Source organism: Pseudomonas sp. REB1044, assembly GCF_038813925.1.
In the GTDB taxonomy this organism is placed as follows: Bacteria; Pseudomonadota; Gammaproteobacteria; order Pseudomonadales; family Pseudomonadaceae; genus Aquipseudomonas; species Aquipseudomonas boreofloridensis.
This window is the reverse complement of sequence record NZ_CP046139.1, coordinates 1,587,174-1,606,668: the sequence shown is the minus strand read 5'-3', so window position 1 is coordinate 1,606,668 and position 19,495 is coordinate 1,587,174. Positions and strand designations below refer to the sequence as shown.

At 57.8% G+C, this 19,495-nt stretch carries 14 protein-coding genes and 1 pseudogene; all 15 read right to left on the bottom strand.

Annotated features, from left to right (window positions below):
• Nucleotides 1–101: 101 nt before the first annotated feature.
• Nucleotides 102–1,280, bottom strand: a complete 1,179-nt coding sequence (locus GKC70_RS07600) for a DegT/DnrJ/EryC1/StrS aminotransferase family protein (RefSeq protein WP_342650966.1) — start codon at nt 1,278–1,280, stop codon at nt 102–104.
• A gap of 42 nt (nt 1,281–1,322) precedes the next feature.
• On the bottom strand, nt 1,323–1,949 hold the full coding sequence (locus tag GKC70_RS07595) for an acetyltransferase (protein ID WP_342650965.1): 627 nt from the start codon (nt 1,947–1,949) through the stop codon (nt 1,323–1,325).
• Nucleotides 1,946–2,542, bottom strand: a complete 597-nt coding sequence (locus GKC70_RS07590) for a sugar transferase (protein WP_342650964.1) — start codon at nt 2,540–2,542, stop codon at nt 1,946–1,948. The genes GKC70_RS07595 and GKC70_RS07590 overlap by 4 nt, the downstream gene beginning before the upstream one ends.
• The gene (locus GKC70_RS07585; RefSeq protein ID WP_342650963.1) at nt 2,539–3,756 is read right to left on the bottom strand and encodes a glycosyltransferase family 4 protein; all 1,218 of its coding nucleotides are present in this window, start codon (nt 3,754–3,756) and stop codon (nt 2,539–2,541) included. The genes GKC70_RS07590 and GKC70_RS07585 overlap by 4 nt, the downstream gene beginning before the upstream one ends.
• Nucleotides 3,757–3,758: 2 nt before the next feature.
• Nucleotides 3,759–5,573 (bottom strand): heparinase II/III-family protein, encoded by a 1,815-nt coding sequence (locus GKC70_RS07580; RefSeq protein WP_342650962.1) that lies wholly within the window; start codon nt 5,571–5,573, stop codon nt 3,759–3,761.
• An 11-nt stretch (nt 5,574–5,584) separates the two neighbouring features.
• Nucleotides 5,585–7,729 (bottom strand): bi-domain-containing oxidoreductase, encoded by a 2,145-nt coding sequence (locus GKC70_RS07575; RefSeq protein WP_342650961.1) that lies wholly within the window; start codon nt 7,727–7,729, stop codon nt 5,585–5,587.
• A gap of 99 nt (nt 7,730–7,828) precedes the next feature.
• A complete protein-coding gene (gene asnB, locus GKC70_RS07570; RefSeq protein ID WP_342650960.1) occupies nt 7,829–9,757 on the bottom strand; it encodes an asparagine synthase (glutamine-hydrolyzing) in 1,929 nt (642 codons plus the stop codon).
• A gap of 10 nt (nt 9,758–9,767) precedes the next feature.
• Nucleotides 9,768–10,970, bottom strand: coding sequence for an oligosaccharide repeat unit polymerase (locus GKC70_RS07565; protein ID WP_342650959.1), 1,203 nt, complete (start codon nt 10,968–10,970; stop codon nt 9,768–9,770).
• Between the two features lie 93 nt (nt 10,971–11,063).
• Nucleotides 11,064–12,338 carry a hypothetical protein gene (locus GKC70_RS07560; RefSeq protein WP_342650958.1) on the bottom strand — a complete coding sequence of 425 codons (1,275 nt, stop codon included), beginning with the start codon at nt 12,336–12,338 and terminating at the stop codon, nt 11,064–11,066.
• A 46-nt stretch (nt 12,339–12,384) separates the two neighbouring features.
• Complete coding sequence (locus GKC70_RS07555; RefSeq protein ID WP_342650957.1) at nt 12,385–13,407, bottom strand: glycosyltransferase; 1,023 nt, start codon at nt 13,405–13,407, stop codon at nt 12,385–12,387.
• A 22-nt stretch (nt 13,408–13,429) separates the two neighbouring features.
• The gene (locus GKC70_RS07550; RefSeq protein WP_342650956.1) at nt 13,430–14,350 is read right to left on the bottom strand and encodes a GDP-mannose 4,6-dehydratase; all 921 of its coding nucleotides are present in this window, start codon (nt 14,348–14,350) and stop codon (nt 13,430–13,432) included.
• The gene (gene gmd / locus GKC70_RS07545) at nt 14,334–15,371 is read right to left on the bottom strand and encodes a GDP-mannose 4,6-dehydratase (protein WP_342650955.1); all 1,038 of its coding nucleotides are present in this window, start codon (nt 15,369–15,371) and stop codon (nt 14,334–14,336) included. Before gmd ends, GKC70_RS07550 begins: the two co-directional genes overlap by 17 nt.
• Before the next feature lie 25 nt (nt 15,372–15,396).
• Nucleotides 15,397–16,843: pseudogene (locus GKC70_RS07540) on the bottom strand (mannose-1-phosphate guanylyltransferase/mannose-6-phosphate isomerase).
• Nucleotides 16,840–18,105, bottom strand: coding sequence for a UDP-N-acetyl-D-mannosamine dehydrogenase (wecC, locus tag GKC70_RS07535; RefSeq protein WP_342650954.1), 1,266 nt, complete (start codon nt 18,103–18,105; stop codon nt 16,840–16,842). Before wecC ends, GKC70_RS07540 begins: the two are co-directional and overlap by 4 nt.
• A 4-nt stretch (nt 18,106–18,109) precedes the next feature.
• Nucleotides 18,110–19,240, bottom strand: a complete 1,131-nt coding sequence (gene wecB / locus GKC70_RS07530; RefSeq protein WP_342650953.1) for a UDP-N-acetylglucosamine 2-epimerase (non-hydrolyzing) — start codon at nt 19,238–19,240, stop codon at nt 18,110–18,112.
• Nucleotides 19,241–19,495: the final 255 nt, after the last annotated feature.

The window sequence follows — 19,495 nt, the reverse complement described above, 5'->3', positions numbered from 1 at the left end:
CTTGGATAAGCCGCTTCTGCCTGCGGTTCAGGTTCAGCAACCCTAAGCGTAGTCTGTCCATACATCCCTCAGTAACATTTCACACCCAGGCATTGGGCAACTCACCGTGCTACTGCACGTTCCATGACCGACGCCAAGACATCACAAGTCAACTGAACCTCTTCTGCACGCAATGTTGGATGCACCAGGAACATCAGGCTGGTTTCACCCAGCTCATGGGCCACCGGCAACGGCTGCGCGGGGCGCCAGCCCGTACCGTCGAAGGCTTTTTCCAGGTAGACCTCGGAGCAGGAACCGGAGAAGCACGGCACGCCGGCCTCGTTGATTTCCCGGGCGATTCGATCGCGATCCCAGCCCTCGGCCAGCGCCGCTGACTCGACGAACACGTAGTACTTGTAGGCGGCGTGGCGAACGTCGCCTGGAACCTGCGGTACACGCAGACCCGGCAGTCGCGCCGCCGTAGCCTGAATGCGCTGGGCATTTTCGCTTCGCTGCGCCTGCCATTGCGGCATCTGCTGCAATTGCAGGCGGCCGATCACCCCCTGGACTTCAAGCATCCGCCAGTTGGTCCCGAAGCTCTCATGCAACCAGCGGAAACCCGGCGGATGCTGCCGCTCGTAGACAGCCTCCCAGCTCTTGCCATGATCCTTGTACGACCACATGGCCGACCACAGCGCCTTGTCGTTGGTGGTAACCATGCCACCTTCGCCACCGGTGGTCATGATCTTGTCCTGGCAGAACGACCAGGCTCCGACGTGCCCAATCGATCCTACGGCACGCCCCTTGTAGAGTGCGCCGTGCGCCTGGGCACAGTCCTCTATGACCTTCAATCCATGCTTCTCGGCCAGTGCCATGATGGGGTCCATGTCGCACGGCCAGCCAGCAAGGTGTACGCAGATGATGGCCCGGGTTCGGTCAGTCAAGACCGCACCGATGGTCTGGGCGGTGATGTTCTGCGAGTCGCGGTCGATGTCGGCGAAGACAGGCACTGCGCCTGCATTGACGATCGACGACACGGAGGCAAGGAAGGTGCGCGAGGTGACGATGACTTCGTCGCCATCACCGATCCCCAGCGCTTCGAGGGCCAGGTCCAGAGCGACGGTGCCATTGGCCACGGCGACGGCGTAGTCGGTCTGCGCCCAACTGGCGAACTCGCGCTCGAACTCACGGCATTGCTGGCCCATCCAGTAATTCACCTTGTTGGAAAGAATGACGTCACGGACGGCATTGGCTTCTTTCTCTGTGAAGGAGGGCCATGGGGCGAAAGCAGTATTCAACATATCGATAGGTCCATAATTCGATGCGAAACGAAATCCGTTGATTCAGTGGGGGTCGGCCAGTGTGCGAGCAGGTACGCCTACGGCAGTGACGCCGTCTGCCACGGGTTTTACCACCACGGCCCCGGCACCGATCACCGCCCTCGATCCAACTTGGATCAACTGGCGAATGCAGGCGCCGATGCCTATCCAACTGAGGCTGCCGACGCTAACGCCACCTGCCAGGCGAGCACCGGGACTGATGTGTACGAAATCGCCCAGCAGACTATCATGATCGACGCTACAACCCGTATTGAGGATAGCGCCCTCGCCTATTCGAACATCGATGTTCACGATTGCACCAGCCATGACGACGCTACCCTTAGCGATACTGCATCGCGGGCTTACGACCGCCTGTGGATGAATCAACGAGACGATAGGCGCACCGACGCTCGCCAAGTAACGCTGTTTGTTCTGGCGTATCTCATTGTTGCCGATGCCGACGATCACACCAGCAACGGTACCCAGCTGTTCGATGAGGGCCGCGCTATCGCCGACGATCGGCCATACGCCGTTGGATCGTCGCGATGGCCAGGCGTCGTCGTAGAACATGATTTCGTCGAAGAACAGTTCGCCGATTTCGGCCAGTACCTTGCCATGTCCGCTCGCACCCAGAATTGCCAGGCGTCTCATGGTTCGTTTCCAGTGAACTTGCTCATTGTCGCTTCGCCGCTACCGGTGATGTCGTCTTTCTTCACCACTTTCTTGACGGTCAGCAGCAAGATCTTGATGTCCAGCCAAAAACTACGGTTGTCGACGTACCAGATGTCGAGCTTGAATTTTTCATCCCAGCTCAACGCGTTCCTGCCGTTTATCTGCGCCCAGCCAGTCACTCCGGGACGCACATCATGGCGACGGTACTGCTGCTGCGAGTAGAGAGGGAGGTACTCCATCAACAGCGGACGTGGCCCGACCAGGCTCATGTGACCGAGCAGCACATTCCACAGTTCCGGCAGCTCGTCCAGACTGGAGGCGCGCAGGAAACTGCCGAAGGGCGTCATGCGCTCGGCGTCAGGCAGAACATTACCCTGCGCATCCACGGCGTCGCGCATGGTCCTGAACTTGACCATCTCGAAGGGTTTGCCACGCAGCCCCGGGCGTTGTTGACGAAACAGCACAGGGGCACCCAGATTCTTGCGCACCTTCCATGCCACGATCCCAATCACCGGTGACAGCAGCAACAAGGCGCAGGCGGACGCTACCACATCGAATAATCGCTTGATCATTTTGGGGTGCCCTCCAGCCAACGCACGAATTGTCCGGACAGCACCTTGCGATCGAAGCTGCGCATCGCCAGTTGACGCCCGCGCAGGCCCTTGGCCTTAAGCTCGTCACGGTCCGACGCCGCTCGCTCCAAGGCGTCGGCGAATGCGTCGGGATTCTCGGGTACGACGGCGAACCCGCAGTCCTCCTTAGTGATCATCTCGGCCAGCCAGCCCGGATAGTTGTTCAGCACTGGCAAACCCGAGGCGATGTAGTCGAAGAACTTGTTTGGCGACGTTCCGAAATAAAACGCGCGAACATTCGCCAGAACCTGCAAGCCCAGATCGGCGCTGGCCATCAGCCCCGCCAATCGCTCCTTGTTGACCGGATCGTGGAACACCACATTATCCAACCCTTCCGCCTTGGCGCGGGCCACAAGACCGGGCTTGAGCTTACCCTGCCCGATCAGCACCAGGCGAATGTCGTCACGACCACGTGCCTTTAGACGGGCGGCGGCATCCAGTACGGCATCGAGCTTGTTAGCGATGCCATGGGTGCCGGTGAACACGGCCATCAGGTGCTCGGCTTCTACGCCTGCCGGCCGCCAAGGTGGTACCGGCGCATCGAAGATATCCAGATCGCAGCCGTTGGGAATCATGGCAACCTTCGCAGGGTCGACTCCCCGCGAGACAATGCCCTCAACGATGCCCGGCGATAGGCCGATCAGCCGATGCGCCGAACGATAGCTGACCCATTCGAGCACCGACATAGCCCAAAGCACCGCGGGATTCTTGATAACCCCCATGGCCTTTGGCAGCTCCGGCCACAAGTCGCGCACTTCGAAGACGAAGGGTTTGCGGCGCAGCCAGCGCGCGAAGATACCTGGGATACCCGCAGTCAGCGGGGTGGTCGTGGCGAAAACTAGATCATAGCGGTGCGTCAGGGCGACCCCGATGCTGCGAACCGCAAATTTCAGGAAGCTGATCGCCCGTTTGAGGAAACCGTCGCTGTTCGCATAGGCCAGATCGAATTCGATGACGTCGATCCCTGCCACCTGCCCCGTACGCTTGCCGGACTCGAATGGCCCGCCAAGGCCGGTATTGCCACCGCCGTAACTGCCACACACCATCGTCACCTGATGGCCTTCGGCAACCAGTCGGCGCGCCATTTCGTAGGAACGGATTCCAGTAGCACCATTGGGAGTCGAGAAATGTTGATGGAAATAGAGAACTCTCATGGTTACCAGTGATACTCCGTAATCAAGACCCCAGCGGTCGCCACTTCGACTTCCAGCACTGGTACCGGTGTTTTTTCAAGGTAGTAACGCGATTCCCAGCCAGTGACCAGCTCGCAGCGTACGATCGGCACATCGCCGGTGACCGAAAGCCGGTGCGAACCGTTGCTTACGCCATTGCCCTGCAGGACCCAGTCCCCGGGCTCCAAGCGCCAGCGCAGCACTGCTTTGCTGGAAAAGCCGCTGATTTGGTCACGCACTTGCAGGCTGCGCGGTCCCAGGCTCAGGCTGCGCCCATGCTGGGCGCCTTTGCCGTCTATGTAGGTCGCGCCACAGCTCGTCACATCGCCCACATTGCCTGGAGGCTGAACATCCACCGCACGCAACCAATCGCCGAACAGGAATCGGCTAAGGCGCGGCATCTGGTCGCGGCCGTCGAACTGCACAGTGTTATGACTGGCCGTACCAGGGAAGTAGCGTAACCACTGCGGCTCGCAGTTGTAACTAAAACTGCCTGCATCTCGCAGTAGATTTCTACCCTCGAGCCAGAGATCCACATGCAGGGCATCGGCCTGGCCTGGTCGGAATCGAAAACGCGGATAACGGAGCACGGCCTTGCAAGCCGGCTGATGCAGGATTGCATAGCCGCCGTGATCGAACAACCGGCTGTTGGGCCGTTCGGCCAAGGCCGCTGGTTTCGTCAGTTCCAGCCACTGCAAGGGGAGATCCCACGGCCCGGAATCGGCGTAGGCACACTGCTCATTGAACAGGGCCATCGCCAACTGCACCGACGGACGATAGTCGCGGTAATCGGTATCGCTCAGGGCAAGCAAGCGCGCGCCGTCGTTTGCACCCAGGTTGGGAGCGTCACCCGTGGTCCCATCGGTCATAGCGAATAGCCACTGGGCCGCAGCCTTCGCCCGGGTGTACCACGTGAGGCTGAAGGGAGCCAGCTCGCACTTGCGCCGCCACACCTCCACCATCGAGAACGTATCGAGCATCACCCGATGATAATTGACCGAGTACTGGCTGAAGCTGCCGTCGCGTTCGATCAGCCGTGCCGCCCGGTTTTCCAGCCAGCGCCGCCCTGCCTCGAACCAGCCCCTGGCAGCAGGATGGCCGCTGTTCATCAGCCAGCTGCCGCCGACATAGAGCGCGGCGGCTTCGGAAGTACCATGGTTATTGTCCTGAGCCATGGCATAGCTGACGGTGGGTGCGATGCGCTTGAGGTGCACCTCGATCAATGCGGCCAGGCCCGGCTGGATGGCGTCATGCTGGCCAAGGAGCACAGCACTCATGGCCAGGTGCAGGACGCGTATCGACGCCTCCTGCCCGCACTTCCAATTCGGCCCATGATAGGGCCTATTGTGTTGGCACCAATCGGCAAGCCAGAGATTCAAGCGTGTCAGAGCCGTCGAATCTCCCTGATGGGCACCTTGGGCGAAGGCGAGTACCCAGTCGAATCTCGAAGCCTCCCAGATACTCTTGATATCGCCCACCGACGGATCGAAATCGGCGATCAGCCACCAGGGTCGGTCAGGGAAAGGCACGCGTACACCGGACAGCGGGTTCAGATGCCAATCGGGCGGACTGTCCTGCTGGGCGACCGGCCAGTAACCATAGTACAGCACCGACTCGTACCACTGGCTGGTCACCGGCAATTGCCGGAGTGGTGGTTGAGGCGCGACGAAGAATGGCCCATTGGGCGTCTGCGCTTGGAGCCGGCGCACGGGGTTCAGGCCGGTCTTCACCCCCAGCCTGTAGCCCAGCGCCCGGCAAAGATTGCCAGGCCCCAGTGCCAGCGCGGTCCGAGCCTTCACGAGGAAGAGACTCATTGCGCTCGCAGCATCCGAGCCACTTCGATACTGACCCGTGCCACCTCAAAGATTTCATCACTGGGGATCGGCGTAGGCTTACCTTGCGCGACCGCCTCAAGGAACGCGGCTGCGCACTCGGACTGCCCCTTGTTCTGTTTCCACAGGTTGAGCTTATCGAAGCCTGGCCAGCCGAAACCCTTGAGCTTGCGGAAGTTGTCCAGCTGAAGGACGCGGCCCGCCGCGAATACTTCGACGCGCTCCTTGGGGAAGCTCGCGGCGCCATTGGCCAAGTAAAGGATGGTGCCGAAAGAGCCATCCTCGAAGCCCAGAGTGATCGAGGCTTTGTCCTCGGTGACAGCCACCGCACCGGAATCGCCCATTCTACGAGCCTGAATGGAAACGATCGGGCTAGCGACCAGGAAGCGCATCAAGTCGATGAAATGACAGGCTTCACCGATGATACGACCGCCGCCCACAGCCTCGTCCTGGGTCCAGTGCTCCGCGGGAATGGCTCCGGCGTTCATGGTCATGATCAACGACTTCGGCTCTCGGACGGTGCTCAGCAGTGCCTTCATCTTCTGCACCTGCGGCGAGAAGCGGCGGTTGAAGCCCACCATCAAGTGCGGCTTGCTGCCATGCTCGACCGCACCGGCATAGGCGCTCTGCACCTGAGCCAGGCCTTGCTCGTCGATTGCCAGCGGCTTTTCGACGAAGACGTGCTTGCCAGCCTCAAGCACTTGTGACACGAAACGCGCATGGCTGTCGTGCCGAGTGACGATGGCCACGGTATTGATCGCTTGATCGTCCAACATCGCGGCGACATCGGTGGAGGCCTGTGCGAAGCCCGCCTTGCTGCCATGAATCACGCCGTTGAGTCCGCCGGCGGTGACGATGGTATGGAACTGCGCACCGGCGGACTTGAACGCTGGAATCAACATGCGCGATGCATAGTTGCCTGCGCCTATGAAGCCCACCACCGGCTTGACCGGGTCGAACACGGGCGTCGACTGGGGCGAAAGCGTCACGGCTTTGATGTGGCGCTCTTCCGGCGCCGAACGGTACTCAAGGAGGATACCGAGCGCCGAGCTCTCGCCGGTCAGGGTCTGGTAGGCGCTCCCCGCCTCCTCGAAGGCAAAACGATGGGAAATGAGCTTGTCGACGTTTAGTTGGCCACTGGCAAGCATGTCGAGAATGGCCTCGAAGTTGCGTTGCTCGGTCCAGCGCACAAATCCGATGGGGAAATCGTTACCTCTCTCTTCATAGTTCGGGTCATACCGACCTGGACCGTAGGAGCAAGAAACCTGGAAGGTCAGTTCCTTCTCATAGAAATCGGCCCGGTTAAGCTCGAGGCCGGTGACCCCTACCAGCACTATGCGACCCCGCTTGCGGCACATGTTTGCTGCCTGGGTAACCGGATCCGAAGACTTCGTGGAGGCGGTGATGATCACACCATCGACACCGCGCCCCCGGCTGAAGGCCATACCAGCGGTGACCGGATCCTCGCCTCGACCAGGGTTGCAGGTCTCGGCCCCGTAGCTGCGGGCTAGTGCCAGCTTCTGCTCATCGAAGTCGATGGCCAGCACTCGGCAACCTTGTGCGCGTAGCAGTTGCACGGTGACCAGGCCGATCAGGCCCACACCGGTTACGACAAAAGCCTCTCCAAGTGTAGGCTGGGCCAGACGGATACCTTGCAGACCGATGCTGGCGAGCACGGTAAACGAGGCCGCCTCGTCACTGACCGCGTCGGGAATTCGTGCGCACAGGTTCTTCGGTACCACCACGACGTCGGCGTGCGGGCCATTGGATACGACCCGATCTCCCGGTTTGAAGTCCGACACACCAGCTCCAGCAGCGGCCACCACGCCTACGTTGCAGTAACCCAGCGGCAGCGGCTGAGCGAGCTTGGAGCGCACGGCTTCGACCGTCGTTGCCAGCCCATCGGTCTGGACCTTCTGCAGCACCATACGAACTTTGTCGGGCTGTTGACGGGCTTTCTCGATCCAGTTGGCCTTGCCGAATCCAACCAGCATACGTTCGGTACCCGCCGAGATCAGCGTCCGGCTGGTATTGATCTGCAGGGCGCCACCCCGCACCGCCGGCACCGGCGCCTGCACCAGGGAGGTTTCGCCGCTCGCCATGTTCTGAACAACTTGTTTCATGAATTGCCACCAATAAGATTGAAAAAACCGTGCGTGCTTTCATCACCTCAGGTCGGGAGCGTCACACGCCTCGACCGACCCTCGGCCAGTACAACGCTCTCAGCGGTCGAGAGCAAAGTTGCCATCCAGATACTGCTTGCACCACAACTCCATGCAGACTATGCCGAACAACGTGTAGGCTGCATCTATGCGCCCTGCCCGGTCGGCCGCGATCAGTCGCGCTACGGCATCAGGATCGAAGATGCCGCGATTACGCAGGGAAGCAGGCGACAGCACCTCGTCCACCAATGGCTTGAGACGTCCTTGCAGCCAGTTGCGCAGAGGCACGCCAAAGCCGGTCTTGGGTCGATAGATGATGTCGTGCGGCAGGTAGGGCTCCATGGCTTTCTTGAAGATCCACTTGCCCTCGCGCCCTTTTTGCTTGATCGAAGAAGGCAGGCCACCGGCGAGCTTCACCAGGTCTATGTCGAGCAATGGCACGCGAACCTCCACACCGGCGGCCATACCCATCTTGTCGGTGTAGTTGAGATTGTGATCGGTGAGGAAATGCTTGCACTCCAGAGTGAGCATCTTGTCCAGCGGCGTTGCACCAGCAGGTACTCGAGACAAGGTCTCGCGAAGCGGTGCAAACAGTTCATCGGCCGCCAACTGTCGCCGAAGTTCGGGGGCCAGCAGGCCGTGAGCCTGCTCGGGCTCGAGCCAGAAGAAATAGCTGATCAAGCGGTCGTCACTTGGCAGGTCGGCGTAGCGGAAGGCCTTGCCCAGACGGCGCGAAAGGGGCGAGGATGCTGGCAGCAAGTTGGCACTGGCAGCCAATGCGCCGCGCAAGGGGCCGGGGAGGCCGCCCCACCAACGTTCCTGGCTCAACGCGAAATGGCGACGATAGCCGGTGAAGATGTCGTCTCCGCCAGCTCCGGACAGCAACACCTTTATGCCATTTTGGCTGGCCAGTTCCGAAATGAACAACGCATTGAGCGCGGCAGGATCAGGAGTTGGCTCGTCCAGCAGGTAGACCATCTCAGGCAGACGATCCATCATTTCGTCACCGACACCGACCACATGCAAGTCGACACCTAGATGCTTGGCGACTCGTTCAGCGTAAGGCAGGTCGTCGGCAAACCCTTCGTTCGCCGTCGATCCGTTGTCAACTCGGATACTGAAGCACTGCAGACGCTCCTTGTCACGCATCTGCTCGGCGGCGAACGCGACGATCGCGCTGGAGTCCAGACCTCCGGACAGGAAAGATCCCAAGGGGACATCGGAAACCAGCTGGCGATTGACCGCGGTGCGAACAGCCTCGGCGACTGCAGCGGCGGTTTGCTCGACGCTTTCGGTCAGAGGTTGCTCCTGAATCGGCAACTGGTAATGAAACCACTTCTCTTCAACCTGACCATTGCGCACCCGCAAAACCTGCCCAGGTAGCACCTTGGTGATGTCGCGCACGATGGTGCGCTCGCCTGGAGACCAGAGATAGCCCAGATGAGCGAGCACTGCTCGAGGATCGATTTGAGGGGTGCTAAAACCGCCTCTGAGCAAACCTTTCATCTCGCTGGAGAATGCAAAGCAACCGCCGTCGTTGAAGACGTAGAGCGGCTTTACGCCCAATTGATCCCGCGCGACCCAAAGCGTCTGACTGTCGCGCTCCCAGAACACCACGGCGAAGATGCCATTGAGCCTTTTGAGACAGTCGATACCGTCGCGGCAGAACAAGGCCAACAGTACTTCGGAGTCGGACTGGCTGGTGAACGTCACACCGTCACGTTCCAGTTCGGCTCGCAATTCACGAAAGTTATAGATTTCGCCGTTGAACACCATCACTACACGGCCATCAGGCGAAACCATCGGCTGGTGGCCGGCCGAGGTGGTATCGAGGATGGACAGTCGAACCTGACCCAGCCAAACGCCAACTTCGGTATCGGACCATATCCCCTGATCGTCAGGCCCGCGACGGCGAATGAATGAAAGCGCCGATGAGAAATCAATCGACGTCTTGGTGCCATTGTGTAGATAACCCAGAATTCCGCACATGCCTGTATCTCTAGTTCGGGTAAGTGGCAGGCGTCTCGCGCCTGGAGCTCAAAAGGAGGAACGGCAACCAGATGGAGGCCAGCAGCAGCAAGACCGAGGAGAGCTCGCCGCGGAAAAGATGGAGCATCGAGGCGATGGCCAGGGCGTAGGAGCCAAGTGCCCGATCATTTCCGGGATTGTAGATTACCGCACCGTATAGTCTTCCCCAGACGAGGCCCAGGATGAAGCCGCCGGCCAGCACTCCCAAAATGCCAAAGTTCATGTAGAACTCCCCAAAGACGCCAGGTGGGAGGGTAGTACCCTCCATCAGCCATTTATTGGGCCAGAACGCAGCGGTAAAGACTCCGGCGGCCGTAAGCGGTTTGTCCGGGAATAGGGTCGATGGAATCAGAATCAGCACAACCATCATAAGCGTCGAGCCATTTTGCCATGGCAGTCCTTCGGGCATGGCATCGACGAGAACGGTCATCGTTTGCAGCTGCATGAGATTGCCAGTGAACTGGGTAGCTAGAAAATTTATAAAAGACAGGAAGACACCTTGATCTTCTTTGATGAAATAGAAGTGTCCAGTAGCAAGAAATTCCTGTTTGAAGATATGGTAGGTCATCAAAGACACGAACATCACGACCCCCATTACGGCGCCTTTGAATAAGTTTATTCGCTTGACCCGATAATGACGAACGACCAGAAGAGAAAGAATTGCGATGAATATTGTGGATTTTTGTCCTTGCAAAGCACACACCATCAGTGCCGCTAAGAAGAAAATCCAAAAAACCACGCGCTCGCGTCTGGATACCGAACGCCCACGTGTCAGGCGGATATACCATGCCAAGGTCACCGAGAGCAGAAGATTCTGCAGCAAAAAAAGACCATTGAGTCCCGCAAAGGCCCTAATCCTGTCGCTAGCCCCCTGAAGAAGTCCGGTCAAACCTCCCAGAATTACCAATATCACGCAAAAAGCGGCTAAACCTACGATGCTGAACACTATCGATCGCTGCAGGAAAATACTCGATCTGACAATGTATCGGGCCGCTCCAGGAAAATTCAGCTGGGATTTGCGGCCCAACAGCACACCGGCCATAACTGTCAGCAATGCGGCACTATAGATCATCAACGCCTGAAGAACTGACGCATCTTTGTCCAGGAAGCTGAAATCCCAGAAAAGGCTAAATCCATCAATGGAGACGATGAATGGGTACAGTGGAACAAGCACCCCTACGCACCAGATTACAAAAAGAAAAACCCGGCTGAAAAGCAATCAAAGCTAGCGCTTCTGCTGAAGTTCTGCCCTGCTGTCGCCGCGCGACTACCCTGTTGCATCATCCCACTCCCCTTCGAGGCTCGCCACGCGCATCTTCACGGCAGATAGCAAAAACACCAATGACAGCATCGTCCCAGCGAAGTAGGCGACTACTCCTGCCCATCCAGCAACTGTTGGAATGCCGACATAAAGGATAACGGCTACCAACACACCTTCGAGGATATTTACTTTCAAACTAAGCCCAAACACTCTAAGTGCTACCAACATCGTACCGCATGCGAGTGTCACTGCCTTGAGCGGTAGGCTTAACGCTAGCAGCAGTACATAATGCGCGGCCGTCTCATACTTACCGCCCACAAACAACAGCCAGCCTCCCGCCGCCCCCATCAATGCGATTGCAACTGCTGACGAAACCAGCACCATCATTTTCATCAGGGATTTGAACTCAACCCTTAGGGCAGACGGATTCCTCAACGCCTCCACTAAATCGGGTATGGCGCGCTGGGCAATAATAGCCAGAGGGAGTAGACCCAGTACCAGGCTCAAACTAGCGAGACCGAAAAATCCGATCTCATCCGTTTTGACATGAAGCGCCGTCATCATCAAAATGGGTAAGCTGTCGACCAGAAGGCGCACAAATAAACTTGCATTAATTGTCAGCCCAGAAAAACCTGTAGCTCTTAGCTCACCGCTTTTGACACTGGTTAGATGCAATGCGGGCACCACATATCCGCGCATACGCCACCAGACCGCCATCAGACATGAGAGCTCCGTGAGATAGCGAGCCGCCATCCAGCCTTGTACTCCGAAATAACACGTCAGTACTACGTGGACGACTATACCCAGCGCCGTCACAAACATGAGCGGCAGGTAAATCTCATGAATTGCTTTTACGCCCTGGGCGAAACCTGTAGTCACACGCAGTAAATTAGTTACCAGTACCAACCCGCAAGTGAGGAAAACATAGTAGCTGATCGCAGTTGTTAGTATAAGCTCGTGTACAGCATAAATCCCCAACATCACGATACTTGACGTCAGAAGAACTAGCAGAAACACCTGACGCAGTACGGCTTGCTGAGTGGTTCGATGTTCACAGGCTGCGGTGTCGCGAATAGCAATGCTCTGCATTCCGAGGCTTCCGCCAAGCACCACCAGTGCTAAAACCGTCTCCAATGAACGGACGACGCCGACCACACCTGGCTCAACGAACGGCGCGATTAAAAACTGGCTTATTATGACTCCGCCCTGAATGCAGGCAGTCACAATGAATAACTGCAACAATCTAGAGGTCTGAAAAGTTCTTACGACACGAGCTAGCACACATGTACACCTTTATTGTTCATTTGAGTGCCGAATTTCCAGCATGTCAAACTAATGTATCGAGGATAGCCTTCAGCGCTTGGCGGCGTGCGTCGATTGAGTATTTTTCGGAGATCCAGCGATGGCGAGCCATACCCTCTTTCTCATCAACCGGTGTGGTCAACACCTGCTCCATCGCAGCGGCTATTTCCTGCGGGCTATCCGGTTGCACCCAGTGTGCGAATTCGCCAGCCACTTCTGGTACAGCCCCCCGCGGTGAAGTGATAACCCGAGCACCGCATGCCAGCGCCTCACCGATGGCATGGCCGAAACCCTCGTAGAGGGTTGGCTGCACATAAGCCAGGCAACGACGGTAATGGTCCCGTTTTTCTTCATCGGAGATCATGCCGATGAACTGTACCTGCTCGGCCACACCCAGACGCTGTGCCAACGCCTGCAACTGCGGTAGATAGTCACCATGCTTGCCAGCAATGACGAAGCGGATCTGCGGGTGATCCTTGGCGATTCGAGCGAACGCCTCGATACTGGGCACCAAGCCTTTGCGGATAGCGTTAGTGCGGCTTGTCCAGGTCACCGTGAAGAAGTAGTCGGAAGGTTCGCTGACCTGCGACGCAGGCGAGTAATACGCCGTATCCACTGCAAGCGTGGCATAGACCGGATTACGCACGGCGAGGTTACTGGTCACTTCGTCGTACTCAGACATGGAGATGAACAGGTTGCGATCAGCCAAGCGCAACGACGTCTTCAACACCAGTTTTTGCCACAGCGGACGGTCTAAGTAGCAGAGGCCAGGAATTTCATTGCGACAGGTCGAGTAATCGAATGCCCCTGTCACCACGACCGGCTTTCTGCGCAGCTTTCCGGCTAACAGTGGGAACGGCGAGTGTCCCCACCACCAGCAGTAATAAAGATCGGCCTTCCAATCGAGACTCGTGGGCGAGCCGGCCAATACGACCTCGTGCCCCAGCTCTTTGAGAATTCTAATGTCAACGCGGTAGAACTCGACTTTGTCGAACATTTCACGCCAGTTGGCGTGAGCAGACATATTGGCAAAGAAACAGATGCGCACAGTTATACCAATCCGTTGTGATTCACGTGGCTGAAGCCTGGAGGTTACATTCGTACATCGATCGCAGCGTTTCGGACAGCTCAGGTACTTCGATGGTACCGACTAGGTCGTATAGCCGTTGTGGACTGCCGTACAACTCCTTGACTTCGTCGGCTCGGACGAAAGCCGAGTCGACCTGCACCTGTGGACGATAGCCTGCAAGCTCCGCCATCGTATCGATGACCTGCATCAGGGAAACGCTGCGTCCTGAGCAGAGATTCACGAACTGCCCTTGTGCCTGGCATCCCAATAATCGCGCATAGGCTTCAGCGATGTAGCGAACGTCCGACAGATCGCGGGACACATCGAGATTGCCTAGACGGAGTTCGGTTTGACGACGTGCGAAAGCGGCGACGATCTTGGCGAAGACGAAAGCTTCGGACTGCCCTGGCCCGGTGTAGTTGAACGGCCGGGTGACGAGTATCGGAAAACGACTGAACCACTTGCCGACCAGTGCCTCCATGGTCAGCTTGCTCAGCGCGTAGTGATTCATCGGCCGCGGCTCGCTGCCTTCGGTAATCGGCGATTTCAACGCATTGCCATAGATGTTGGCGCTACTGGCAATGATGACCTTTTCCAGGGCCACGCCACTGTCCTGGAGAGCCGTAAGCAAGCTTTCGGTACCCAGCACGTTGACTCGGTAGTAGGACAACGCGTCACTACCGGTCACGTGTGCCAGAGCAGCAAGATGAATGACGTGGGTAGGCTTGACCTGACCGATCCACTCGGTCAGGCGTGCGGTATCATTCAGATCCGCCTCCAGATGCTCCGCCTCACACGCCAGGCGACGTCCACCCAGTCCGACGATACGCCAACCTTCTTCGCTCAGGCGGTGCGCAAGATGCGCACCGGTGAAGCCGGACAACCCAGTGATTAGGACGGTCTTGTCAGAACGAAGTGCCATGCTTGGCCCTCTTCAGGTCTGCTTCGACCATCAGTTGGCAAAGCTGCTCAAGACTGGTCGTGGGCTGCCAGCCAAGGCGTTCCTTGGCCAGGGAGGCATCACCGATCAGCAGCTCGACTTCGGCTGGACGGTAGAACTGCGGATTGACCTTGACGCGAGTGACGCCAGTACGGCGGTCTACGCCGAACTCCTTTTCGCCGCTCTCGCGCCACTCGATATCCACGCCGACTGCTTTGAAACTCATGCTGACGAAGTCACGCACGGTTTCGGTTCGATTGGTGGCCAGGACGAAAGTATCGGGCTGGTCAACCTGCAACATGCGATGCATGCCATCGACGTATTCGCGAGCAAAGCCCCAATCGCGCTTGGCGTCCATGTTGCCCAGCTCCAGCACCTGCTGAGTGCCCACTTCGATATTCGCGACGGCGTCGGTAATCTTGCGTGTCACGAACTCCTTGCCGCGCAGCGGGGACTCGTGGTTGAACAGAATGCCGCTGGTGGCGAATATATTGTAAGACTCGCGGTAGTTGATCGTTGTCCAGTGCGCGAACAGTTTCGCGACGCCATAAGGGCTGCGCGGATAGAACGGCGTCGACTCCGATTGCGGAACGGCCTGCACCAACCCGAACATTTCCGAAGTCGAAGCCTGGTAGAAGCGGATGCCCGGATTGACGATACGGATAGCTTCCAGCAGATTCAGCGCTCCAACGCCGGTGATCTGTGCTGTAGCGATAGGCTGATCGAAGGAAACACCGACGAAACTCTGCGCAGCGAGATTGTAGACCTCGTCAGGCTGAGCTTTCTGCAGCAAACGCACAGTACCTGCCAGATCAGTCAGGTCAAATTCTACCAGGTGCAGGTTCTCATGCCCAAGTAAGCCCAGTTCCTGCAACCGCCAGAAATTGACCGAGCTGGTCCGACGGTAGGTGCCATAGACCTTATAGCCTTTACCCAGCAGCAACTCGACAAGATAAGCCCCGTCCTGCCCGGTAATACCCGTAATCAGCGCACTCTTTTGCATTTGCCACTCCACTAAAATTCAAGCCTTAAATACGGCCATAAGTATCATCGAACCGGACGATATCGTCTTCGCCAAGGTAGCTTCCCGATTGCACCTCGATGATTTCCAACGGGATGGTGCCGGGGTTGGAAAGCCGATGGACATGACCGACAGGGATATAGGTACTTTGGTTCTCGTTGAGCTGGAATACCTGCTGCTCGCAGGTGACTTCGGCTGTGCCGGAGACGACGATCCAATGCTCGGCACGGTGATAATGCTTCTGCAGGCTCAAAGTCGCCTTGGGCTTGACCAGTATGCGCTTGACCTGGAAACGGGAACCGCTGTCGATGCTGTCGTACCAGCCCCAAGGCCGATGAACACGCCGGTGCAACTTTGATTCGCTACGCGTGTCGCGGCCCAGCGCCTCGACGATGGCCTTGACGCCCTGACAACGGCTTTTATCAGCGACCAGAACGGCGTCTGGCGTTTCGACGATAACCATGTTGTCCAAACCGACAGCGGTCACCAGGCGGTGGGAGGCATACACCAAGGTATCGGTGCTTGAATCAAGGATCACATCGCCATGAACGCTGTTGTGTTGAGCATCCTTTTCGCCGGAGCGCCATACGGCATCCCAGGCGCCAAGGTCGGACCAGCCGGCGTCCATGGCCAGCATCTTGAGCTCCAGCCCTGGAACTGGGGACTGCGTGCAGTGTTCAATCACGGCGTAGTCGATGGACTCCGCCGGAATGGCTTGGAAACAGCCGACCTCTGGCCTGACGAAGCCGTTGTCGGAGCCACGGGCGGCCCAGGCTTTTTCGGTCGCCTCCAGGATATCGGCTCGGTAGTGTTTCAACGCCCGCAGCCACACCGAAGCGCGCAAGATGAAGATGCCACTATTCCAGTAGTAACTACCGGACTCGAGATAGCGTTGAGCCGTTTCCAGATCGGGCTTTTCGACAAAGGAATCGACATCCTTGACCTCGGCGACATCGGCCGAGTGAATATAGCCATACCCAGTCTCAGGACGGTCAGGCTGAATACCGAGGGTAACGATCGAACCCTGTGCAGCAACTTCCACGGCCTTTTCCACAACACGTGTAAACACAGCGACGTCATGGATAGTCTGGTCTGCAGGAATGACCACTAGCACCGGATCGGCATCGACTGCGCAGCCGTCGCGGGCCTGAAGAGCCGCCAGCGTCAGGGCTGGGGCAGTGTTGCGCCCTACTGGCTCGAGAATCAATGCCCCTGTTCGACCTTTATCTCGCGCAGTTGGTCCAGACACAGAAACCGATGCTCGTCATTGGCCACGATGCAGGGGGCAGCAGTTCGCAATCCTTCGGTGCAATCTTCATCAGGCGCTCGATAGCCTGCTGGAACAGGGTCTCGCGCCCATACAATGCGAGAAACTGCTTCGGATACAGCGTTCTGCTCAACGGCCAGAGGCGGGTACCCGACCCACCGGACATGATTACCGGGAGGACCTTCATACCGGCCAGATCCCGCGCGTGTCGACAATCTGCAGACCTTCGAGCGACTGTGGCGCAATGGCCTTAAACGGCTTGTGATCGACCAGCAGCAGTAGAACATCTGCTTGCTTGATCGCCTCCTCCACCGTGCACAGCACGGTAGCTTCCAAGGAGGCGGGCAGCGTGTGGATGTTCGGCTCGACGACAACTACCTTGCCCGCATGACGCTTGCTGACTTCCTTGGTGATTTCCAAAGCCGGGCTTTCCCGGAGATCGTCGATATCGGGCTTGAACGCCAGACCGAAGCACGCCACCACAACCTCCTGGGCAGTCTTACCCGGGTGTTTGCTAAGGTGCTCACCAATGGCTGCATGCAGCTTTTCGATCACCCATGCGGGTTTGGAGTCGTTGACCTGACGGGCGGTGCGGATGAGTCTGGCCTGCTCTGGCGCAGAGTCGACGATGAACCATGGGTCGACTGCAATGCAGTGACCGCCCACGCCTGGACCAGGCTGAAGGATATTGACCCGTGGGTGTCGGTTGGCCAGCCTGATGAGCTCCCACACGTCGACCTTGAGCTCCTCGCAGATGATGGACAATTCGTTGGCAAAGGCGATGTTCACGTCGCGGAAGCTGTTTTCCGTCAACTTGCACATTTCGGCGGTACGGGCGTTGGTCAGCACGCACTCGCCCTCGACAAAAGTCTTGTACAGCGCACGGGCTGCCAGCGAACACTTCTCGGTCATCCCGCCGATCACGCGATCGTTCTGTACCAGCTCGCGCAGAACATGGCCAGGCAAGACGCGTTCGGGGCAATGCGCTACACGAATGTCGGAAGCATCGCCCTTCTGTTGAGGGAAGCTCAGATCAGGCCGTGCCTCAGCGAGCCAAGCCGCCATCTGCTCGGTCGCACCTACTGGGGAAGTGGACTCGAGGATAACCAAGTCCCCTTTCTTCAGGACCGGGGCAATAGCCTTGCTCGCCGACTCGATGTAGCTAAGGTCGGGTTTGAATCCTTCCCTGAAAGGCGTTGGCACTGCGATGAGGAAGGCGTCAGCTGCTTGTGCTGTGGTACTGGCACGCAGATAACCTTCGGTAACCGCAGCGTGAACTACCATATCCAGGTCTGGCTCAACGATGTGAATCTGCCCGCGATTGATCGTGTCGACGCAGTGCTGATTGACATCGACGCCAATCACCTGAATTTTGCGCGAGGCGAATACGGCCGCGGTCGGGAGACCGATGTAACCCAGGCCAATGACGGAAACCTTGGAAATACTCATAGCACTACCTTGTTTTGAAATTGGCAAGAACATCGATGATACGGGCACAAGCCAGCCCATCCCCGTAAGGATTGTGGGCTACGCTCATCGTACGATAGGCCTCATCATCCTCAAGCAGTTGCTCGACGTTGTCGATGATGGCTTGCAGGTCCGTACCCACCAGTCGAACCGTACCAGCCTGAACGGCTTCCGGTCGCTCGGTGGTCTCGCGCATAACCAACACGGGTTTGCCCAACGACGGAGCCTCCTCCTGCACACCCCCTGAGTCGGTCAGGATCAGATGGGATCGGTTCATCAAGTAGACGAACGGCAGGTAATCCAGAGGCTCGATCAGGTGGATATTGTCGACATCCTTGAGTAGACGGTTGACCGGCTCTCTGACATTGGGATTCAGGTGGACCGGATAGACGATCTCGATATCGGGATGATCCTGAGCCAACCTGACCAGCGCTTGGCAGATTCGTTCGAACCCGTCGCCGAAGCTTTCGCGACGATGACCAGTGACCAGTAGCAGCCGACGTGACGCGTTGAGGAAGGCGAATTGCTCGTCCAGCGAAGCGGCAAACTCGGAACGCTGCAGTTTACGTACGACCTCAAGCAACGCGTCGATGACAGTGTTTCCAGTGACATGCACATGCGTTGCAGGCACGCCTTCGGCCAGGAGGTTCTTCTCGGATTGGGCAGTAGGAGCAAAGTGCAGGCGCGCTAGGGCACCGGTCAGCTTGCGGTTGGCCTCCTCCGGCCAGGGCGAGTAGAGATTGCCAGTGCGTAGCCCAGCCTCCACGTGCCCAACGGGAATTTGTTGATAGTACGCGGCAAGAGAGGCCGCGAACGTGGTCGCCGTATCGCCGTGGACCAGAACGATGTCCGGCTTGAACTCACCCAGCACCACCTTGAGCTTCTGCAGGATGGCGACGGTAACGTCGGTCAGGTCCTGCCCAGGCTTCATGATCTGCAGATCATAGTCAGGCGTGAGTTCGAAGAGGTCCAGAACCTGATCCAGCATCTGACGGTGCTGGCCAGTCACGCAGATCCGGGCGTCAAAGCGCCCGTCCGCGTGCAGACCCAACGCAAGGGATGCCATCTTGATCGCTTCTGGTCGAGTGCCAAATACGCTTAAAACTCTGAGCGTCATGCAACTACCATTAATTTTAGTGAATTTTTTTGCCGAGATTGACCTCACCGATCACGCATCAGCAAATCCGTCAAGACCTACTTCAATCCTTTCAAGATAATTCAGCCCTTCCACTATCACCGCACCGGGTGCACTTGACGAATTCAGCATCGACTCCCCAAGAAATAGCGGCACAAACACACCTTGAGCTAAGCGCTATAAGCACTGGCGCCATTAAGCTTAAGAAAATACCTCCAACCATCTCAGCACATTGAG

Excerpts from the sequence above, each read along its gene's own strand:
- GKC70_RS07600 (WP_342650966.1), bottom strand. The coding sequence starts at position 1,280 with ATGTTGAATACTGCTTTCGCCCCATGGCCCTCCTTCACAGAGAAAGAA.
- GKC70_RS07595 (WP_342650965.1), bottom strand. The coding sequence starts at position 1,949 with ATGAGACGCCTGGCAATTCTGGGTGCGAGCGGACATGGCAAGGTACTG.
- GKC70_RS07590 (WP_342650964.1), bottom strand. The coding sequence starts at position 2,542 with ATGATCAAGCGATTATTCGATGTGGTAGCGTCCGCCTGCGCCTTGTTG.
- GKC70_RS07585 (WP_342650963.1), bottom strand. The coding sequence starts at position 3,756 with ATGAGAGTTCTCTATTTCCATCAACATTTCTCGACTCCCAATGGTGCT.
- GKC70_RS07575 (WP_342650961.1), bottom strand. The coding sequence starts at position 7,729 with ATGAAACAAGTTGTTCAGAACATGGCGAGCGGCGAAACCTCCCTGGTG.
- asnB (WP_342650960.1), bottom strand. The coding sequence starts at position 9,757 with ATGTGCGGAATTCTGGGTTATCTACACAATGGCACCAAGACGTCGATT.
- GKC70_RS07550 (WP_342650956.1), bottom strand. The coding sequence starts at position 14,350 with ATGGCACTTCGTTCTGACAAGACCGTCCTAATCACTGGGTTGTCCGGC.
- gmd (WP_342650955.1), bottom strand. The coding sequence starts at position 15,371 with ATGCAAAAGAGTGCGCTGATTACGGGTATTACCGGGCAGGACGGGGCT.
- wecC (WP_342650954.1), bottom strand. The coding sequence starts at position 18,105 with ATGAGTATTTCCAAGGTTTCCGTCATTGGCCTGGGTTACATCGGTCTC.
- wecB (WP_342650953.1), bottom strand. The coding sequence starts at position 19,240 with ATGACGCTCAGAGTTTTAAGCGTATTTGGCACTCGACCAGAAGCGATC.